At 66.5% G+C, this 18,503-nt stretch carries 20 protein-coding genes and 1 tRNA gene; 9 read left to right on the top strand and 12 right to left on the bottom strand.

The features are described 5' to 3' along the window. The first annotated feature begins 87 nt into the window (after window positions 1–87). Together IB223_RS04860 and upp are read left to right on the top strand one after the other, a co-directional pair. Complete coding sequence (locus IB223_RS04860; protein WP_192200518.1) at window positions 88–2,463, top strand: TonB-dependent receptor; 2,376 nt, start codon at window positions 88–90, stop codon at window positions 2,461–2,463. Between the two features lie 112 nt (window positions 2,464–2,575). Next, window positions 2,576–3,208: a uracil phosphoribosyltransferase gene (gene upp, locus IB223_RS04855; protein WP_192200517.1), complete on the top strand. Its 633-nt coding sequence runs from the start codon at window positions 2,576–2,578 to the stop codon at window positions 3,206–3,208. A 161-nt stretch (window positions 3,209–3,369) separates the two neighbouring features. Here the strand turns inward: upp and IB223_RS04850 are convergent, their stop codons facing one another. The 6 genes from IB223_RS04850 to rsmD form a co-directional block, all read right to left on the bottom strand. Then, window positions 3,370–4,260, bottom strand: coding sequence for an MBL fold metallo-hydrolase (locus IB223_RS04850; protein ID WP_192200516.1), 891 nt, complete (start codon window positions 4,258–4,260; stop codon window positions 3,370–3,372). A 176-nt stretch (window positions 4,261–4,436) separates the two neighbouring features. Next, window positions 4,437–6,134, bottom strand: coding sequence for a gamma-glutamyltransferase (gene ggt, locus IB223_RS04845; protein WP_343227167.1), 1,698 nt, complete (start codon window positions 6,132–6,134; stop codon window positions 4,437–4,439). Between the two features lie 92 nt (window positions 6,135–6,226). Next, a complete protein-coding gene (locus IB223_RS04840; RefSeq protein WP_192200515.1) occupies window positions 6,227–6,475 on the bottom strand; it encodes a YfhL family 4Fe-4S dicluster ferredoxin in 249 nt (82 codons plus the stop codon). Window positions 6,476–6,555: 80 nt separating this feature from the next. Continuing rightward, complete coding sequence (locus IB223_RS04835; RefSeq protein ID WP_192200514.1) at window positions 6,556–7,050, bottom strand: hypothetical protein; 495 nt, start codon at window positions 7,048–7,050, stop codon at window positions 6,556–6,558. 46 nt (window positions 7,051–7,096) lie between these two features. Next, window positions 7,097–7,606, bottom strand: coding sequence for a pantetheine-phosphate adenylyltransferase (gene coaD / locus IB223_RS04830; protein WP_192200513.1), 510 nt, complete (start codon window positions 7,604–7,606; stop codon window positions 7,097–7,099). Then, complete coding sequence (rsmD, locus tag IB223_RS04825; RefSeq protein WP_192200512.1) at window positions 7,603–8,247, bottom strand: 16S rRNA (guanine(966)-N(2))-methyltransferase RsmD; 645 nt, start codon at window positions 8,245–8,247, stop codon at window positions 7,603–7,605. Before rsmD ends, coaD begins: the two co-directional genes overlap by 4 nt. Window positions 8,248–8,390: 143 nt before the next feature. Between rsmD and htpG the strand changes: the two genes are divergently transcribed. Continuing rightward, window positions 8,391–10,289, top strand: coding sequence for a molecular chaperone HtpG (gene htpG / locus IB223_RS04820; RefSeq protein ID WP_192200511.1), 1,899 nt, complete (start codon window positions 8,391–8,393; stop codon window positions 10,287–10,289). A gap of 220 nt (window positions 10,290–10,509) precedes the next feature. Here htpG and IB223_RS04815 read toward each other — a convergent pair whose 3' ends face one another. Continuing rightward, window positions 10,510–10,809 carry a hypothetical protein gene (locus IB223_RS04815; RefSeq protein ID WP_192200510.1) on the bottom strand — a complete coding sequence of 100 codons (300 nt, stop codon included), beginning with the start codon at window positions 10,807–10,809 and terminating at the stop codon, window positions 10,510–10,512. Between the two features lie 123 nt (window positions 10,810–10,932). Here IB223_RS04815 and ftsY point away from each other — a divergent pair, with 123 nt between their 5' ends. From ftsY to IB223_RS04800, 3 genes are all read left to right on the top strand, one after another. After that, entirely contained in the window at window positions 10,933–12,126 is a 1,194-nt protein-coding gene (gene ftsY, locus IB223_RS04810) for a signal recognition particle-docking protein FtsY (RefSeq protein ID WP_192200509.1), read from the top strand. 96 nt (window positions 12,127–12,222) lie between these two features. Beyond that, entirely contained in the window at window positions 12,223–13,275 is a 1,053-nt protein-coding gene (gene mutY, locus IB223_RS04805; protein ID WP_343227139.1) for an A/G-specific adenine glycosylase, read from the top strand. A gap of 3 nt (window positions 13,276–13,278) precedes the next feature. Next, the gene (locus tag IB223_RS04800) at window positions 13,279–13,548 is read left to right on the top strand and encodes an oxidative damage protection protein (protein ID WP_192200508.1); all 270 of its coding nucleotides are present in this window, start codon (window positions 13,279–13,281) and stop codon (window positions 13,546–13,548) included. Window positions 13,549–13,632: 84 nt separating this feature from the next. Here IB223_RS04800 and IB223_RS04795 read toward each other — a convergent pair whose 3' ends face one another. After that, window positions 13,633–14,088, bottom strand: a complete 456-nt coding sequence (locus IB223_RS04795; RefSeq protein WP_192200507.1) for a DUF6491 family protein — start codon at window positions 14,086–14,088, stop codon at window positions 13,633–13,635. Between the two features lie 181 nt (window positions 14,089–14,269). Here IB223_RS04795 and IB223_RS04790 point away from each other — a divergent pair. Continuing rightward, window positions 14,270–14,345: transfer RNA gene (locus IB223_RS04790), tRNA-Phe, on the top strand. 89 nt (window positions 14,346–14,434) lie between these two features. Here the strand turns inward: IB223_RS04790 and IB223_RS04785 are convergent. Further along, the gene (locus IB223_RS04785) at window positions 14,435–15,289 is read right to left on the bottom strand and encodes a PA4780 family RIO1-like protein kinase (protein ID WP_192200506.1); all 855 of its coding nucleotides are present in this window, start codon (window positions 15,287–15,289) and stop codon (window positions 14,435–14,437) included. Between the two features lie 96 nt (window positions 15,290–15,385). On the opposite strand from IB223_RS04785, the gene IB223_RS04780 reads away from it, so the two are divergent. After that, entirely contained in the window at window positions 15,386–16,096 is a 711-nt protein-coding gene (locus tag IB223_RS04780) for an rRNA pseudouridine synthase (protein WP_192200505.1), read from the top strand. A gap of 138 nt (window positions 16,097–16,234) precedes the next feature. On the opposite strand, the gene IB223_RS04775 is transcribed toward IB223_RS04780, so the two are convergent. Then, window positions 16,235–16,612, bottom strand: a complete 378-nt coding sequence (locus IB223_RS04775; protein ID WP_192200504.1) for a hypothetical protein — start codon at window positions 16,610–16,612, stop codon at window positions 16,235–16,237. Window positions 16,613–16,837: 225 nt separating this feature from the next. Here IB223_RS04775 and IB223_RS04770 point away from each other — a divergent pair, with 225 nt between their 5' ends. Continuing rightward, window positions 16,838–17,230, top strand: a complete 393-nt coding sequence (locus tag IB223_RS04770; RefSeq protein ID WP_192200503.1) for a hypothetical protein — start codon at window positions 16,838–16,840, stop codon at window positions 17,228–17,230. Between the two features lie 79 nt (window positions 17,231–17,309). Here IB223_RS04770 and IB223_RS04765 read toward each other — a convergent pair whose 3' ends face one another. Continuing rightward, complete coding sequence (locus IB223_RS04765; protein WP_192200502.1) at window positions 17,310–17,657, bottom strand: hypothetical protein; 348 nt, start codon at window positions 17,655–17,657, stop codon at window positions 17,310–17,312. A gap of 140 nt (window positions 17,658–17,797) precedes the next feature. Then, window positions 17,798–18,313 carry a Rid family hydrolase gene (locus IB223_RS04760; protein ID WP_192200501.1) on the bottom strand — a complete coding sequence of 172 codons (516 nt, stop codon included), beginning with the start codon at window positions 18,311–18,313 and terminating at the stop codon, window positions 17,798–17,800. Window positions 18,314–18,503 lie beyond the last annotated feature (190 nt).

Raw genomic sequence — 18,503 nt, 5'->3', positions numbered from 1 at the left:
TCATGCGACCGGAACCTGCCTGTCATGTTGCCGCCATGTGACGTGCTTACAAAGTGCCGTTTACTTTCGTCACGGGGACGACACACGATGAAACGCAATGCCTTGGCCGCCTCGCTCTCGCAGGTGCTGTTCTGCGCTGCCCTGCTGCCGGCCAGCTTCGCCGCCACCGCTCAGAACCAGGCGCCGGACGCCGGTGCCGCGGGTGATCCCAAGCAACTGGACACCGTGGTGGTGCAAGGCGAAATCGCCTACCGCGACCGCACAGATGACATCGCGCCCACCCTGGTCTACGACCTGGAGTATTTCCAGCGCTTCGAGCCGAACACCGTCGGCGATATGCTGAAGCGCGTGCCCGGCGTCGGCTTCGTCGGATCGGACATCATGGAATACGACGGCGTGCAGCTGCGTGGCCTGGGCGGCGGCTATACCCAGGTGCTGATCAACGGCAAGAAGGTGCCGGGTGCAGGCGACGACCGCTCGTTCTACGTCGACCGCATCCCGGCGGAGATGGTCGACCACATCGAGATCAAGCGCAGCGCCAGCGCCAACCGCAGCGGCGATGCGATGGCCGGCGCGATCAACATCGTGCTGCGCGACGCGTACGAGTTCACCGGCAGCTACATCCGTGTCGGCGTGAATCGCTGGGACGATGGCGAGGTCAACCCGACCTTCGGTGCCGTGACCTCGTTCGAGGCGCTCGGGGGCCGCCTGTTGGCGGGCATCAACGTGCAGGACCGGTATCGCGCCAAGACCAAGCGCTCCGACCGCTTTACCGACAACACCCAGGAGGAGAAGGTCAGCTGGGAAGACCAGACCGAGGTGAAGGACGGCCGCGACTACTCGGCCAACCTGTCCTACACCGCCGACGTCGGCGAGACCGGTCGCTTCAGCATCGATGGCTTCTACGTCAAGACCGATCGCGACGTCACCGAAGTGTCGTTCGAGGAGGAACTGGACGACGACGAGACCATCAACCTGCGCGTACCCGGCCGTGACCCGTACGACCAGAAGAACTACGGCATCGGCGCCGAGTACAAGTTCGACATGGCAGGCGGCACCACCGCCGTGAGCGTTGACTACGCCCGTTTCGAGAACTCGCAGGCCACCACGGAAGGCGAACACGTCTACGTGAGCGGCGCGGAGAACTGGGACGACACCTGGAGCATCCCTGCGGATGCAGAGTGGGACGAAACCGTCTACCAGGCCGAGTCTGTTTCCGCCAAGGATGCCGAAACCGGCTTCAGGCTGACCCATGCACGTCCGCTGGGCAGTGCCGAGCTGGAATTCGGCGTGGACTATCGCAACAAGAAGCGCGAAGGCCTGCTCGTGAGCTACGAGTGGGAGGCCGAGGAGGAGGACGAGACCCCGGCGTCCCTGGCCGATTACGAGCTGGACGGCAGCGTGGCCTCGGTGATCGAAGAAAAGCGGCTGGATCCGTACATCATGCTCAGCGGCAAGGGCGATGCCTTCTCGTGGGAAGCCGGCCTGCGTTACGAGACCACCAAGTCCGAGGTGGAGTACCTCGAGGACGATGAAAGCGAAGGTCGCGTCAGCAAGGACTACAACGAGCTGCTTCCGTCGGTGAACCTGCGCTGGAACCTGGGAGACGCGGACCGCGTCAGCCTGTCGCTGGCGAGGACCATCAAACGTCCCAACTTCAACGAGTTGCTGCCGGCCCTGCTGGACGGCGAGTTCGGCGACAACGACTACATCGGCAACCCGGAACTGGATCCGGAAACCGCCAACGGACTGGACCTCGGTTTCGAACACCGCCTTGGCCGCAAGGGCGTGGTCGGCCTGAATTTCTTCTATCGCGACGTCAAGGACCTCATCGAGATCGTCAACACCGGCGAGCCCAGCGAAGAGATGCAGGACACCTGGGAAGAGATGATCGAGGACGGCGATGCCGTCGACCTGGCCGATGCGATGGCGCAGGAACCGGCGGAAAGCTGGCTGTACACCTCGTCCAACGTCGGCGACGGCAAGGTCTACGGCTTCGAGTTCGACGTGTCCACGCCGCTGTCGGCGATCGGCCTGGAGAACACCGGCATCTTCGCCAACTACTCGTGGGTGAAGTCCAAGGTGGACGACTTCCTGGGCGAACGCCGCTTCAACGACCAGGCCAAGTCCGTCTACAACATCGGCTTCATCCATGACATCCCGGCGTGGGGCGCGAGCTTCGGCGCCACCTATCGCAAACAGGGCGACGCCTACGCACGCGTGCTCGGCGAGGAAGCCCTCATCCGCTACGGCGGTGAACTGGATGTGTTCGTCGAGAAACGCTTCGGCACGAATGTCTCCGTGCGCCTGAGCGCCAACAACCTGCTGGATGCCGGCAAGGACGAGTTCTTCGACAAGTTCAACACCCTGCAGGACCAGATCGACCGCGACTACGACGAATACGAACTGGAAACCGAAGAGGCCGGGCCGAGCTACCAGTTGGTCATGCGCTGGGCGTTCTGATCGGCGGCATCGCCACGGTCCATGCGGAAAGCCGGCGCGTGCCGGCTTTCTGCTTTGTGGGACCAGCGGGTTTGATGCAGACTTCCAGCTTCTCCTGCTGCCCCCTCCCGCCATGAAGACCGTAGAAGTCCGCCACCCCCTCGTCCAGCACAAGATCGGCCTGCTGCGGAACGCCGGTCTCAACACCAAGGATTTCCGCGAGCTGGTAACCGAGCTGGGTACGCTGCTCGCCTACGAGGCCACGGCCGACCTGGAATTGACGACCGAGACGATGGCCGGCTGGGCCGGCCCGGTCGAAGTGAAGAGGATTGCCGGCGCCAAGATCACCCTGGTGCCCATCCTGCGCGCCGGCCTGGGCATGCTGCCCGGCGTGCTGGCGCTGATCCCCACTGCGCGCGTCAGCGTGGTCGGCCTGCAGCGCGACGAGGAAACACTGCAGCCCGTGCCCTACTTCGAGAAGCTGACCGGCCGGCTGGAAGAACGCGATGCGCTGATCCTCGATCCGATGCTGGCCACCGGCGGCACGCTGATCGCCACCATCGACATGCTCAAGCGCGCGGGCGCGAAGCGGATCAAGGGCATCTTCCTGGTCGCCGCACCAGAAGGGCTCAAGGCACTGGAAGCGGCGCACCCCGACGTGGACGTCTACACCGCCGCCATCGACGAGCGCCTCAATGACAAGGGCTACATCCTTCCGGGTCTGGGCGACGCGGGGGATCGTATTTTTGGGACGCGGGTGGGGTAACGCAACTCCCTTCTCCCATCGGGAGAAGGCGCCCGGAGAGCCTGCCCCGTACTTGCTACGGGGGCGGACGAGGGTACGGCGAAGTTGGCGACATTCGAACCATCACGGACTCCGTCGCACCCTCACCCCAACCCCTCTCCCGCTGGAGAGGGGCTCAAATCTCAAGCCACCAGCACCCGCGCCTGCAACTCCGCGACTTCATGCGCAGTACCGAACTTGCCCTTCTCGTCGCGGGTGACCTGCGCCAGCGCGCAGCCGGGATCGTGGGTGAAGAAAAGATGGACGTTGCGCGCCAGCTTGTCTTCCAGGAAGGCGCGCTTCTCGTCGATCAGCAACTCGGCGTTGCGGTCGTAGCCCATGGTGATGGGCACGTGCACCCAGGATCGGCCGGGAATCAGGTCGGCGCAGAACACCACGCCACCATGGGGCTGATCGTCCATGCGCTCCGGACCGGCGATCTCGGCCACCATCAGGCCCGGCGTATGGCCATCGCTGAAGCTGAAGCGGACGGTGTCGCCGAGCGCCGCGGAATGCTCGCCGGAAACGAGTTCCAGCCGAGCACTGGCTTCCAGGAGCGGCTGCAGTTCCGGAATGAAGCTGGCGCGGTCGCGCGGATGCGGCTTCAGCGCACGCTGCCAGTGCTCGGCACCGACCACGAAGGTGGCGTTGGGGAACAACAGTTCCGGTGCATGACCGTCGTGCCACGGCGCCAGCAGACCCCCGGCATGGTCGAAGTGCAGGTGGCTGAGCACCACCACGTCAATATCCTCGTGCGAGAAGCCGGCGTCGCGGAGCGAATCCAGCAGCACGTGACGCTCTTCCTGCACGCCGAAGCGCGCGCGCATCTTCGGCTCGAAGAACGCCCCGATCCCGGTCTCGAACAACACCGTCTTGCCGTTAAGCGGCTGCGCCAGCAGCGCGCGGCACGCCAACTCGATGCGGTTCTCCGCATCGGGCGGCGACCACTTCTCCCACATGGCGCGCGGCGCGTTGCCGAACATCGCACCGCCATCGAGTTTCTGGGAATTGCCCAGCAGCGACCAGAGTTTCATGCGGCGATTCTACGCCCACCCAAGGCCCTGTAGGAGCGACGTGAGTCGCGACCGCCACTTGGAAGCCTCAGTACCGGCAGGTCGGGCGACCGTCTGAACGACACGCGCGTCTCGTCACGTGCCTGCAAGCCGTGCGGTCGCGACTTACATCGCTCCTGCAGAGGTGTCGCGCCCCCTTAGGGCATCACCGACTCCACCACCTTCGCCGCGCCCACCGGATTGCGCGGATCGCTGCCGCCACTCAACACGTTGGCCGCCTTGTTCCACTCAACCGTCTGCAGGTTGCCCCACACATGGCTCGAACCGCGACCACCCTGCGCGCTGTTGCCGGGCACCTTGAATTTGTGGCCCATGGCTTCCAGCGCCTGTTGCGACGCAGGACTCAGCGCGCTGGTCTCCATCTCGATCAGGTCCGGCATCCACTGGTGGTGGAAGCGCGGCAACGCGACGACCGGCTGCGCATCCAGGCCCGCGTCATAGCCCAGCACGCCCAGCAGCACCATGGTGATGATGCGGCTGCCGCCGGGTGTACCGAGCACCGCCACCTTTTCCGGCGACTCCATGAAGGTGGGCGTCATCGAGCTGAGCATGCGCTTTCCTGCCTGGGGCGCATTGGCTTCATAGCCCATCACGCCGAACGCATTCGGCGTGCCGGGCTTGAGCGCGAAATCATCCATCTCGTTGTTCAGCAGCACGCCCGTACCCGGCGGCACCAGGCCCGAGCCATACAGCAGGTTCACCGTCTGCGTGCCGGCAACGCGGTTGCCTTCGGCATCGATGATCGAGAAGTGCGTGGTTTCCTCGTCTTCCAGCGGGGTCTGCTGGCCGGAGAGCTGGTCGCTGGGCGTCGCTTTCTGCGGATTGATCGTCGCGCGCAGGCCGGCGGCGTAGTACGGATTGGTCAGCGTCTTCAGCGGGATTTCGACGAAGTCCGGATCGCCTAGGTAGAAGGTGCGGTCGCGGAACGCACGACGCATCGCCTCCACGATCAGGTGCGTGCGTTGCGCCTCGTCCAGGCTGCGTAGATCGTAGGCATCGAGGATCTGCAGCATCTGCGCCAATGCCACGCCACCGGACGATGGCGGCGGCGCGGTGGTCACCTGCCAGTCGTTGTACTTGAAGGTCAACGGCTCGCGCTCACGCACGGTGTAGCCGGCCAGTTCCTTCGCCGTCCACTGGCCGCCTTCCGCCTTCACCCCGGCCAGCAGCAACTTCGCGGTCTCGCCGCGGTAGAAGCCGTCGAAGCCCTGCGCGGCCAGGCGTTCCAGCGTGCGCGCCAGGTCCGGTTGCCTGAACGTGTCGCCTTCCTTGATCGGCTGGCCATTGGCGAGGAACACCGAACGCGTGCCCTTGTACCGCTCCATCACGTCGCGGCGTGCCTGATAGCCCCGCGCCATCCGCGCGTACACCGGGAAACCGTCGCGGGCCACGCGGATCGCAGGCTTCAGCGAGGTCGCCAGGGGCAGCTTGCCGTACCTCTCGGCCAGATGGACGAAGGCCGCCGGCAGACCGGGAATACCCGCCGCCCAAGGACCGTTCTCGGCACGGTCGCGATTGAACTCTCCATTGGGCAGCAGGTACTTGTCAGGCGTGGCCGCGGCGGGTGCGGTCTCGCGCGCATCCACGAAGGTCTGCTTGCCGGTCTTGCCGTCATGCAACAGGAAGAAGCCGCCACCGCCCAGCCCGGAACTGATCGGCTCAACCACCGACAGCGTCGACGACACCGCGATGGCGGCGTCGAAGGCGTTGCCACCCTGCGCGATGACATCAAGGCCGGCCTGCGTGGCAAGCGCGTGCGCGCTGGCGATGGCGACACCGGGCGGATGCGGCGAGGCGGCAGGACGGACAGCATCGGCAGCCAGTGCGGCCGGCACGAACGCAACGAACAACAACAGGGCGAACAGACGACGCTGGATCACGATCTCTCCTGGACGATAACCGGCACGGAGCGCTGCCGTGTGGCGGATCAGCCGGCCTGCAGCCGGAGCATCTTCGCCAACAGTGCTTCGTGGGTCTCAGGATACGCCGGATCGGGATCGATGCACTCTACAGGGCACACGACGACACATTGCGGTTCGTCATGATGGCCGACGCATTCGGTACAGCGCGCCGGATCGATCACATAGATCGCCTCGCCCATCGAGATGGCCTGGTTGGGACAGGCCGGCTCGCAGACATCGCAGTTGACGCAGAGTTCGTTGATCTTGAGGGACATGTTCTTTCGTCATTCCCGCGACAGCGGGGATGACCTTTTCACCAGGGCGTGGCCGCCGGAGCGGCCACGCCCTGGAAAGGTCACTTGGCTTCGACGAACACGTACTCGGCGCTGCTCGGGGCCACGGCCGCCTTCACGCGCTCGCTGTCCTCCGCCTTGCCGATGAAGAGGATGCGCACGCCCTTGAAGGTGTCGGCTTCCACGCCTTCGAACGCGGCCACGGCCAGGTCGGCGATCTTGACGCTGGACGGCGAACCGAACGCGATCAGGTTGCCGCTGGTCACGCCACGCGCCACGGCGCCCTTGGCCTGTTCCAGCTGGCGGCCGTACTTGGCCTCGAACTCCGGATCGGTCTCGGCCGGCAGGTAATACACGTAGGGCGTGTTGGTGATCGTGCCCATGTTGGCGTCGACCACCTTGCTCAGGTACTCCTTCCACGCACCGTCTTCGGTCGTGGTCGGGGCGACCAGCGCGACTTCGGCCGGCTGGGCCGGCGCTTCTTCCTGCTTCTTGCACGCCGCGAACGGCAGCACGAGGCAGGCGGTGAGCAGCATGCGGGTTGCGATGTTCTTCATGGGTGTTCCCCCTCCTGTTGGATCTGTTGTCGGAATCGCGGCGCGCTCAGGCGCCTTGTCTTTGCTTTTGCCATTGTGCCTTCAGCGCCGCGACCACGGCCGGCGGCACGAAGCCGGACACGTCGCCGCCGAGCCGGGCGATCTCGCGCACCAACGACGACGAGATGAAGCCGTACTGCTCGGCCGGGGTCAGGAACAACGTCTCGACCTCCGGGATCAGGTGGCGGTTCATGCTGGCCAGCTGGAACTCGTACTCGAAGTCGGACACCGCACGCAGGCCACGCAGCAACACGCCGCCGCCCACCTCCGTGACGAAGTGCGCGAGCAGGCCGTCGAAGCCCCGCACTTCCACGTGCGGATGCTTGGCCACCGCATCGCGGGCCAGCTCGACGCGCTGCGCCAGCGGCAACGCGGGGCCTTTGCCCGGGCTTTCCGCCACCCCGATGATCACCCGCTCGAACAGCGGCGCGGCGCGGTCGATCAGGTCGATATGGCCATTGGTGATCGGGTCGAACGTGCCGGGATAAACCGCCGTCCGGTTGCGTGCCACAGTCATTCAGTCGTCGCCGGCGAATCGTCGGGGCGAAGTGTAGCAGCGCCCTGCCCTGCGGGGGTCCGGTACACGGCGAAGCGCACGTCCCGGCTGCCGCCCTCCCGGTGCAGGGTCCAGCCGACCGGCACGCGGGGCGCTGTTCCGGCGGGGGATTCGACGTAGATCCACGCACCCGGCGCCAGATGGTTCCGCAGGCCTTCGATGGCTTGCTCCCACAGGCCATCGGCGAAGGGCGGGTCCAGGAATACCAGGTCGAAGGCGCCCCCACGGCCGCCCAGCCACGCCAGTGCGTCAGCCGCGTGTACCTCGGCCGGTGCGGACAGCTTCGCCACCGCCTCGCGCAGCGCCGCGGCCAGCCCCGGGTCTCGCTCCACCAGCACGGCGTGCGTGGCGCCGCGCGACAGCGCTTCCAGCCCCAGCACACCGGTACCGGCGAACAGGTCCAGCACGCGCGCGCCCGGCAATGCCGGCATCAGCCAGTTGAACAGGGTCTCGCGCACGCGGTCGCTGCTCGGCCGCAGGCCGGGACGGTCCTGCACCGCCAGCTTCGTGCCGCGCCATCGCCCACCGATGATCCGCACTTGGCCGGCGCCGCGCGGCGCGGAGGCAGGTGCTGGGTAGGGACGGCGGGGGCTTCGGGACATCGGGGCGACGGCGACGGAGGGTCCCGCATGATACTTCCCGTGCAGGAGGGGCATCGCGGGTTGAAATCGGCGGACATACCCATACACCGGGACGCATCGGCCGCGCCTGCGGCCCGCATACCGATCCAAGGAGCACGTCCACGATGACCACCGAAACCCGCAAGGAAACACTGGGCTTCCAGGCCGAAGTGAAGCAGCTGCTGCAGCTGATGATCCACTCGCTGTACTCGAACAAGGAGATCTTCCTGCGCGAGCTGGTGTCCAACGCCGCCGACGCCGCCGACAAGCTGCGCTTCGAGGCCCTCAAGGACCCCAACCTGCTGGCTGAAGATCCCATCCTGCGCATCCGCATCGGCTTCGATGCCGAAGCACGTACGGTGACCATCGACGACAACGGCATCGGCATGAGTCGCGATGAGGCCGTCGCCCATCTCGGGACGATCGCGAAGTCCGGCACCGGCGACTTCCTCAAGGCGCTGTCCGGCGACCAGAAGAAGGACGCCAACCTGATCGGCCAGTTCGGCGTGGGTTTCTACAGCGCCTTCATCGTGGCCGACCGCGTGGACGTGTTCAGCCGCCGCGCGGGCCTGCCCGCCAGCGAGGGCGTGCACTGGTCCAGCGCCGGCGAAGGCGATTTCGAAGTCGCCACGGTCGACAAGCCCGAACGCGGCACGCGCATCGTGCTGCACCTGAAGGACGGCGAGGAGGGCTTTGCGGACGGTTGGAAACTTCGCGGCATCATCAAGAAGTACTCCGACCATGTCGGCCTGCCGATCGAGATGCCGAAGGAACACCACGGCGAGGACAAGCCCGCCACGCCCGAATGGGAAGCCGTCAACAAGGCCAGCGCTCTGTGGACGCACGCCAAGTCCGAAATCAAGGACGAGGAATACACCGAGTTCTACAAGCACATCGCCCACGACTTCACCGACCCGGTGGCATGGAGCCACAACAAGGTCGAAGGCAAGCTGGAATACACGTCGCTTCTTTACGTCCCGGGCCGCGCGCCGTTCGACCTGTACCACCGCGACGGCGCCAAGGGCCTGAAGCTGTACGTGCAGCGCGTCTTCATCATGGACCAGGCCGAGCAGTTCCTGCCGCTGTACCTGCGCTTCCTGCGCGGCGTGGTGGACTCGTCCGACCTCTCGCTCAACGTCTCCCGCGAGATCCTGCAGTCGGGTCCGGTGGTGGATTCGATGCGCTCCGCGCTGACCAAGCGCGCGCTCGACATGCTGGAGAAGCTGGCCAAGGACAAGCCCGAGGACTACAAGGCGTTCTGGACCAACTTCGGCCAGGTGCTGAAGGAAGGCCCGGCCGAGGACTACGCCAACCGCGAGAAGATCGCCGGCCTGCTGCGCTTCGCTTCCACGCACGATGCCTCGGGCGCACCCAGCGTATCGCTGGCCGACTACGCCGGTCGCCTGCAGGAAGGCCAGGACAAGCTGTACTACCTCACCGGCGAGTCCTACGCGCAGATCAAGGACAGCCCGCACCTGGAGATCTTCCGCAAGAAGGGCATCGAAGTGCTGCTGCTCACCGACCGCATCGACGAGTGGCTGATGGGCTACCTGACCGAGTTCGACGGCAAGTCCTTCGTCGATGTCGCCCGCGGCGACCTCGATCTGGGCGCACTGGACAGCGAAGACGAGAAGAAGAAGCAGGAGGAAAGCGCGAAAGCCAAGGAAGCCCTCACCGGCCGCATCAAGGCCGTGCTGGGCCTGGACGTGGCCGACGTGCGCGTCTCGCACCGCTTGACCGATTCCCCGGCAATCCTCGCCATCGGCCAGGGCGACCTGGGCCTGCAGATGCGCCAGTTGCTGGAGGCCAGCGGCCAGGCGGCGCCGGAGAGCAAGCCGGTGTTCGAGTTCAACCCGGAGCATCCGCTCATCGCAAAACTCGATGCCGAGAACGATGCGAACCGCTTCGCCAGCCTCACGCGCGTGCTGTTCGACCAGGCTGCGCTGGCCGCCGGCGAGAGTCTGAAGGACCCGGCCGGCTACGTGAAGCGCCTAAACGCGCTGCTGCTGGAGTTGTCGGCGTAATCAACAGGTCTCGCGGCTGTTATCCCCTCTCCCCGCTGGCGGGGAGAGGGTGCCGAAGGCGGGTGAGGGGCGAACGGAGACATCGCGTCAGGAAGACTCCAATACGATCCACGTCCGTGATGCTTTGGCTCATTTGCGAAAAACACTCGGCGCCAAGAGCACCCCTCATCCGCCCTTCGGGCACCTTCTCCCCGCGTGCGGGGAGAAGGGAGCATCCTGCCTACGCCTTGACGTCCAGCAAACCGCCCAGCGCCTGTCCTGCCACCTTAAGCACGAACAGGTTCGCGCCGGCCATCGCCTCGTAGGTCAGCATCGCCGCCACATCCTCCATCGGGGCGGCCGGATCAGCGGGTGCCTCGACCACCGTCGCCGACACTCCGCCCACCGCCTCGGCGGACAGCGCCACGCGCTGTCGTGCAGCATCCGGCGTGGCCAGGTTGGCGATGTTGTGCGCTGCGGCCTGCATGCCGAGCGAGGCGGCGCGCAGGCCGGACGTAGCGATGCCGGCGATAGGGGTCATGCGATGACTCCACAGGGTTTCCAGCCTCGATATCGGCCGTCGCCGGCCCCACTTTAGCCCGGCGTCCACGGCCGCCCGGCAGCCGGGTGGTAGCATGTCGCCCTCTTCGAGATACCCCCTGAAATGATCGGTTTTTTCCGCCGCAAGAAGCCCCAGGACGGCCCGGATGCCGCCCAGACCCGCCCCAGTACCGAAGAACTCGCCGCCGCCTTTCCGCGCGCGCCGGGCGAACCACTGCCGGCGGACGCAATCCCTGCTTCCCCTCCCGTGGCGGACGAAGCGGTGCCGGAGGCGGACGCGCCCCGGAACGATGCCGGCCCGCTGCCCGAACCCGCCGCCGCTGCGCCAGGAGCGGAGGAGCCGGAGCCCGTCGATGCCGCGCCCGCGGCGCCGGCCGGCAAGTCGGGCTGGCGCGACCGCCTGCGTCGCACCAGCGCCGCATTGGGGTTGGCCGGCCTGTTCACGCGCAACCCGCGCCTGGACGACGATCTGCTGGACGAGATCGAAACCGCGTTGCTGACCGCCGACGTGGGCGTTCCCGCCACGACCGCGATCATCGAAGACCTGCGCAAGCGGATGAAGGAACGCGAGTTCGCCGATGCGCAGGCACTGTTGAAGGCACTGCGCGCGGACCTGATCGCGCTCATCGCGCCGGTCGCCCGGCCCCTGGTGATCGACGCCAGCCGCAAGCCGTTCGTCGTGCTGACCATTGGCGTCAACGGCGTGGGCAAGACCACCACCATCGGCAAGCTCGCGCGCCGCTTCAAGCAGGATGGCCACAGCCTGATGCTGGCGGCCGGCGACACGTTCCGCGCCGCCGCCGTGGCCCAGCTGCAGACATGGGGCGAACGCAACGGCGTACCGGTTGTCGCGCAGGGCCAGGATGCGGATCCGGCGTCGGTGGCCTTCGACGCGCTCCAGTCGGCCAGGTCGCGCGGCCTCGACGTGCTGATCGCCGATACTGCAGGCCGCCTGCACACGCAGACCGGCCTGATGAGCGAACTGGGCAAGATCCGCCGCGTGCTCGGCAAGATCGATGACACCGCGCCGCACGAAGTGCTGATGGTCATCGACGGCACCACCGGCCAGAACGCGCTTTCGCAGTTGCGCCAGTTCCACGCCGCGGTCGGCGTCACCGGGCTGGTGGTCACCAAGCTCGACGGCACGGCCAAGGGCGGCGTGGTGTTCGCGCTGGCGCGTGAGTTCGGCATCCCGATCCGCTATGCCGGCATCGGTGAGCGCGTAGAGGACCTGCGCGTGTTCGATGCGGAAGCCTTCGTCGATGCGCTGCTGCCGGAAGCGCTGGGTGCCGGCTGACATCAGGCCCACCGCTGTCGTGGGAGCGACGTCAGTCGCGATCGACCACCGCGATGGCGTCATCGCGACTGACGTCGCTCCCACGGGGCGTCCCGCGTGAGCAGCGCCATCCCCTTTGCCCATCGCCTGCTGGCCTGGTTCGACCGGCACGGCCGCCACGACCTGCCGTGGCAGCATCCACGCACGCCTTACCGTGTGTGGCTGTCGGAAATCATGCTGCAGCAGACGCAGGTAACCACGGTCATCCCGTACTTCCTGCGCTTCGTCGAGCGTTTCCCCACGCTGCCCGACCTGGCCGCCGCTTCCACCGATGACGTGATGGCGCACTGGGCAGGACTGGGCTACTACGCCCGCGCCCGCAACCTGCACGCGGCGGCGAAGGCGTGTGTCGTGCAGCATGGCGGCGATCTGCCACGCGATTTCGACATGCTGCATGCACTGCCCGGCATCGGGCGCAGCACGGCGGGCGCCATCCTGGCGCAGGCGTGGAACGACCGTTTCCCCATCCTCGATGGCAACGTCAAGCGTGTGCTGGCGCGCTTCCACGGCATCACCGGCTGGCCCGGCCTGCCGGCGGTGGAAAAGCGATTGTGGGCGCTGGCGGAAACGCACCTGCACGATGTGCCCGACGGCCGCCTGGCCGACTACACGCAGGCGCAGATGGATTTCGGTGCCACGCTGTGCACGCGCGCGAAGCCGGCCTGCGCGGTGTGCCCGCAACAGGACGACTGCGTGGCGCGCCGTGATGGGCTGGTGGACGTGCTGCCCACCTCCAGGCCCTCGAAGACGCTGCCGGAGCGGGAGGCCGTGGCGCTGTGGCTCGAGAACGCCGATGGCGAGATCCTGCTGCAGCGCCGTCCGGAGACCGGCATCTGGGCCTCGCTGTGGACGTTACCGCAGGCGGACACCGACGCGGGCATGCGCGACTGGTTCGCGCACGAAGTGCAGGGGCATTACGACAGCGCCGAGGAGCTGCCGTTGGTGGTGCACACCTTCAGCCACTACCGCCTGCACCTGCAACCGCTACGCGTACGCAGGGTCGCCCTGCGTGGCAGGGTGCGCGACAATGACGATCTGCGATGGGTCGCGCGCGGCGAACTCGCGAAGCTGGGCCTGCCCGCGCCGATCCGCAAACTGCTGGGAAATTGAATGATGTCGCGCACCGTCCACTGCCAGTACGAACACCGCGAAGTGGAGGGACTGGATTTCGTCCCCTACCCCGGCGACCTGGGCAAGCGCATCTACGCGAACATCGGCAAACCGGCGTGGGCCGCATGGCTGGCACACCAGACCATGCTGATCAACGAGAACCGGCTGTCCCCGCGCGATCCCAAGCATCGCGCGTTCCTTGAAGTGGAACTGGAGAAGTTCCTGTTCGGCGGCGGCGCGGACAAACCGACCGGATACGTGCCGGAATCCTGAACTGCGCGACGCGTGCTGCCCCACCGGAACAGACAGGTCCGGCAACAGGCCGTGCTCTGGAAAGCGTGGGGCTTCCCCGCACGATCAACGCTTTCCAGCCTCCCGCTCCACGGCCGCGGCTTCGCGCAACTCCTTCTGGCTGGCGCGCAGGGCCTTGACGTCCAATGACCTGATGGTCTCGATGCGGCAAGGAATATTGATGCTGGAGGTGCCGGCACCCAAGGGGATCACGTCATCGAACTTTGCCGACACCCGACCGCCGAACTGGGTCACGGAGATGGCGGTGGCGTAGTCCAGGTCCTGGCAGGGGCCGGACAGCTCCAGCAGATACCCTTCGCTGGGCTTGGTCCAGACGGCGAGCGCGCCGTCGCCAAGTGGCGTCCAGCCATTGAGCCTGCCGAAATACTTGAAGTCCTTGACCGGCTCTCCGGCATGCCCGCGGTAGAAGGCGAGTTTTTCGGCATCGGTCTGCCGGCCGTCGGTCGCGCAGGCGGCCAGACCGGTCGCGATCAGCAAGGCTAAGGGAATCAGGCGTTTCATGGTCGTTCTCTGTCGGCGCGTTGAGGGGGCGCACTCCCGTGGATGCATGATGCCTCCGCCCGGCGCAGCCAGCGGCGGCCGCGCGACCCGCCATTCAGGGGCTGTCCGGCTTGCCATTGCCCCGACCGGTCCGTATCATTGCCGCTCTTCGCGCCGGCACTGCCGTACCGCGACAGATCCTGGCCTGGTAGCTCAGTTGGTAGAGCAGCGGATTGAAAATCCGCGTGTCGGTGGTTCGAATCCGCCCCGGGCCACCACTCATTCCGAAGGGCCTGCCGCAAGGCAGGCCCTTTTGTTTTGCCTGCGCCCAGGGCCGCGCCGATGCGCCCGGCCCTGCCCCCTCGCGTTACTCCGCAGCGGCCGCTTCCCTGCCCTGCTGGCGGATGATCGCTTCCTGCCGCGCGTCCTCGATGGCATGCCGCACGCTGTCCACATCCACGCGCGAAGCGTCGTGGGTAAACAGCCCCGTCAGCTCCGTGTCCGGGTGCAGGGTGCCGGCTTCGTACAGCGCCCACATCTCCTCGCCGTACCAGGTATCCAGCAGTTCCGGCGCATAACGGCCCAGGCGCGCCGTCAGGGCATTGACGTCGCGCAGCAGCAGGCGACGGCTGGCGTTGTTGCCGGCGGCACTGACCACCTGCGGGAAATCGATGATCACCGGGCCTTCCCCGCCCACCAGCACGTTGTACTCCGACAGGTCCCCGTGGATCAGACCGGCACACAGCATCTTGACCACCTCGCGCACCAGGAAACGGTGGAAGTCGCGCGCCTGCTCCGGTGTCAGGTCCACTTCGCCCAGACGGGGCGCGGAGTGGCCGCTGGCATCGGCGACAAGCTCCATCACCAGCACGCCGTGCACATAACCGAACGGTTCCGGCACGCGCACGCCGGCATCACGCAGCTGGTACAGGGCGTCGACTTCGGCGTTCTTCCATGCCACTTCCTGCTGCTTGCGCCCGTAGCGCGTGGCCTTGCCCATCGCGCGCGCCTCGCGGCTACCGCGGACCTTGCGCCCTTCCTGGTACAGCGTGCGCTGCTGGAAACTGCGCTGCGCCATGTCCTTGTAGACCTTGGCGCAGCGGACTTCGCCTCCCGCATCCACCACGTAGACGGAGGCTTCCTTGCCGCTTTTCAGCGGCCGCAGCACGCGGTCGATCACACCATCATCGATCAGCGCTTGCAGTCCTGGGGGCGTTTTCATGCGGTCCTGGCGGGAAAATGAAGATGAAGAACGAAGATTCGACGCGGGGCGTCCCCGCTATCTTTACACTAGCCGCCCTGAAACGCCGGTGTTCCCATGCCTGAACCCATCCGCCTGGCCAAGCGCGTCGCTGAACTCACCGGCTGTTCGCGCACGGAGGCCGAGCAGTACATCGAAGGGGGCTGGGTCACCGTGGACGGTGAAACGGTGGAGGCGCCGCAACACCCGGTTACCACCGAGCGCGTGGAAATCGACCCGGCTGCCGAACTCACGGCCACCGAGCCAGCCACCCTGCTGCTGCACAAGCCCGAAGGCGTTGCCTGGCAGGATACGTCCGTCTTGGTCACCCCGGCCACGCATCTGCTCGAAGACGACAGCGGCGTGCGTCCACTGAAGCGCCATTTCCACCGCTTGACTCCCCTGATGCCACTGGACACTGGGGCCAGCGGACTCATGGTGTTGAGCCAGGACGGCCGCGTATGGCGCCGCCTGACCGAGGACTATGCGGAGATCGAGCAGGAATTCGTGGTGGAGATCCGCGGCAACACCGACCCGTACACCCTCAGCCGCATCGGCCACGTGACCAGCTATCAGGGCCGTGGACTGGCGCCCTGCAAGGTCAGCTGGCAGAACGAGGTGCGGCTGCGTTTCGCGATCAAGGACGTGCAGCCGGGCGAGCTGAGCCACCGCTGCCGCGAAGGTGGGCTTGAGGTGGTGTCGATCCGGCGGCTGCGCATCGGCCGGATCGCGCTGGCGAAGATGCCGGTGGGCCAGTGGCGCTATCTGCCGGTCGGTGCGCGCTTCTAGGCGTGCATCACAAGACCGGCGGCACGCCGCGCCCTGCAAACTGCCATCCGCGCACGCAATGCGCCGCCCCGTGTCGGCGGCTATCCCACTCGATCCACCACCGCGGGACCTGACAGACCGCAGATCACTGGCGCAGGATCACGAACGCCGAGTAGCGTTGCGCGTGCGCAATGCGGGGCTCGGCGCGTCACAATCCACCCGTCGTGCGTCGGCGTGCGACGCCTCATCGCGTTCGCAGGAGATGCAGTCGCGCGGTTCCCGCGCCTGCAACCCGCCCGCTTCGCAACGCGACAAGCCCCGGTCCAGACTTTTGCCATGGCCGTGGAACCAGGTCGCCAGCAAGATGACGGCAACACCGCACACCTGGGCGATGAAACGGGAGTTCGCGTCGAGAGGCATGGTGGGAAAGTCCTTGGGAAGTTCGGGCGCCGAGCGCAGGTGCTGCGCGCGCACAGGCCGGGCATCGAGATCAGATATCGCCGAGTGCGGTCCGATCCGGACAAATATGGATCCCATCGTCCGCCACTGGAGGGACGCCCCGCTCTCCGGGCCTTGAGTGCGTAAGGGTCGCACCCGATCACCCTGGCTCAACGCGACCGTCGCGGAGTTCCGGCTCCACCCTCCGGTATCGCTCCCACTTTGCCGCATCGGGTCATTCAAGCTTTCAAGCCACTCCACCGCGCACAACCCGCCATGCCCTGCCTATCCTGAGTGGCCCCGTCCCCGCCGCTCCCGCTCTCCATGACGAACGCTCCTGCCTCCGCCCCCTATGCCGTCGGCCAACGCTGGCGCTGTCGTGGCCGCGGCGCCAGGGAGACACCGGTACTGACGATCAATCGCATCGACCCGCACCCGCTGGGCGGCGAGATCCTGCACGTCAGCGTGAGCGAAGCGCGCATCCGCCATCCCGGCCTGCGCGCAGGCGTCATCACCACCTTCGCCCACCTGCCGATCATCGGCCAGGTACTGGAACGCAGTGGCGCCGAACTGGTCGGCCAGGGCGCCATCGACCCGGCCTACCTGGAAGGCTACGACCAGTGGAAGCGGGCCTTCGACGCGGGCCAGGCTGGCTCCTACGGCATCAGCGTGGCAGAGATCCTGGACCTGATTGAAACGATGCTGGCGCGGCGGTGAGCCGACGCACCCGGCAACGCGCCCATCACGTCGGCGATGCCACGAGGAGACCGTACGCAGCTCCTCGTGGCACTGGGCGTCAACCAGCGCCGCAACCCAATGAGCGACTCCTCGAGGCCACCGGCTGTCCTGCCGCGTTGTAGACGGTCACGTGGATCTGACCACTGGAATTGGTGTGCTCACACCAGGCAGTGCACACACTGGAATTCTCCGTGCACACGAATGGATCCAGATTCGCCACGCCGGTCGTCGACCACACATAGCGCGCGAAGGTGTCGGGTCTGACCTCGCAGATCTTCCAGGAGTTTACGTCCCCCTGCTCGCATGCGATGACTATCGTCGACTGCGCGACCGCAGTCGCGCTTGGCTGCAGGAAGAACAACAGCAGTACTGCAGCAGCGATGGACAACCGAGCCAATGTGCTCATGACGCACTCTCCATAGCGCCGACCATTCGGCAGCGCCATAGATGGCCAGCGCGAAGGGAGAGTAAAGAACTACAAGCGTGTACGTCGAAATTCTGGATGACGATCACACTCGCGATGTCCCCCACCGGGAACCCGGCAGTTCACGGGTTTGCCGGGCGCGGCTTCGGCTTCGGAATGTCCGCCTTCGGCGCACGCCCGGATCCGATCATCGCCACCGCGCGCATCTCCACCACCGCACCGGGTGCGAGCAGCGCGCTCGTGCCGACCGCACTCCACGCGGGGTAGTTCGCGGGGAAGAACTCGTGATGGATCGGGGCGAAGCGGGCGAACTCGGCCTGGAAGCTCTGTGGATCAGTCGGGCCGGTGTGGAAGGTCGTCAGTTCCACCACATCGGCATAGGTCGCGCCGGCCTGTGCCAGTTGCTTGCCCAGCGCCATGAACATGCGACGCACCTTTTCTTCGTACGTCCCCGGGCCGGCGGCGGGAATGCCCGACACGATCACCATGTCGCCCACTTTCACCACGGGCGTGTAGTGCCAGTCGTGGTACGCCGCTTCGTGGCCGGGAGTGGCGAAGTGTTCGCGGGTCGGGGCTTCCTGCGCCGTGGCGTGGAAGGCAACAAGCGAAAGCAGCAGGCATGACAGGCGCGGCAACATGGGCGTGACTCCGGCGGAAGTTCTGCAGTCTTGCCCCCGCCGGGGGCCTGCGCCATGTCCCATCCGTCACGCTGCCGGCCCGTCCATCCACGACGGCCGGCACGCAGTGACCGCACTTCATGGAGCCACCACAGCCTCCATCGACGCAGCCGTCTACGTCCTTCGTCGCCACGCCTGCCCCGGAAGCCAG

The sequence above is a fragment of the Pseudoxanthomonas sp. PXM03 genome (assembly GCF_014852005.1).
Lineage (GTDB): Bacteria > Pseudomonadota > Gammaproteobacteria > Xanthomonadales > Xanthomonadaceae > Pseudoxanthomonas_A.
The sequence above is the reverse complement of the archived record's forward strand: the minus strand, read 5'-3'. Positions and strand labels throughout refer to the sequence as shown.